Origin of the sequence: Streptomyces sp. S3(2020), assembly GCF_013044505.1 — a bacterium.
GTDB lineage: Bacteria > Actinomycetota > Actinomycetes > Streptomycetales > Streptomycetaceae > Streptomyces.
On the sequence record NZ_JABERD010000536.1, the window covers coordinates 1 to 913 of the forward strand.

Genomic DNA, 913 nt, shown 5'->3' on the forward strand with positions numbered 1-913 from the left:
GGGGAGGCGTTGGCGTGGTTTGACGGGGAGCGGGCGGGGTTGGTGGGGGCGGTGTCGTGGGCGCGGGAGGGGCGGTATGCGGCTACGGTGGTGCGGCTGGCTCTGCGTCTGGGGGTGTATCTGGACTGGCGGCGGTATTTCGATGACTGGATTACCGTCGCCGGTGTCGCGCGGGAGGCTGCCCACCGTGTCGGGGACAGCCGTGGTGAGGCCGCCGCATGGAGCAATCTGGGCCTTGCCCTGGAGCAGGTGGGCCGGGTGGGGGAGGCGGTCGAGGCCCATACCCGAGCTCGTGACCTGTGCCAGGCCACCGGGGATCGTCATGGTGAGGCCGTGGCGTGGAACAACCTAGGCAGCGCCCTGCGGGAGGCGAGCCGGGTGGAGGAGGCGGTCGAGGCGCATACCCGTGCTCGTGACCTGTACCAGGTCACCTGGGATCGCCAGCGTGAGGCCGGCGCGTGGGGCAACCTCGGTATCGCCCTGCGAGCGATGGGCCGGGTGGTGGAGGCGATCGAGGCCCTCATCCGCGCCCGCGACCTGCTCCAGGCCGTCGGGGACCGCCAGGGCGAGGGGATGGCGTGGGGCAACCTCGGCCTCGCCCTGCGGGAGGCGAGCCGGGTGGAGGAGGCGATTGAGGCGTACTGCAAGGGCTTGGAGATCTGCCGGGAGTTCGAGAACTGGTATAGGGCGGGCCAGACCCTCGAAAACCTCGCCCGCGCCCACGAAGCAGCCCGCCGCCCCGCCGACGCCCGCGCCGCCTGGCTCCAGGCCACCGACTCATACACCCAGGCCGACGCCACCAAAGAGGCCGCCGCAGCATTGGCCAACGCCAACGCCAACGCCAATGCCACGGACACCGCCCCACCGCCCGGGCGCGTATACACATCGCCGAGACCACCAGACGCCTGAGGCC

General features: G+C 71.5%; 1 protein-coding gene. It reads left to right on the forward strand.

The annotated features are described in order from the left end of the window. The first annotated feature begins 9 nt into the window (after positions 1–9). Positions 10–909, forward strand: a complete 900-nt coding sequence (locus HLK59_RS50185; RefSeq protein ID WP_346780021.1) for a tetratricopeptide repeat protein — start codon at positions 10–12, stop codon at positions 907–909. Positions 910–913: the final 4 nt, after the last annotated feature.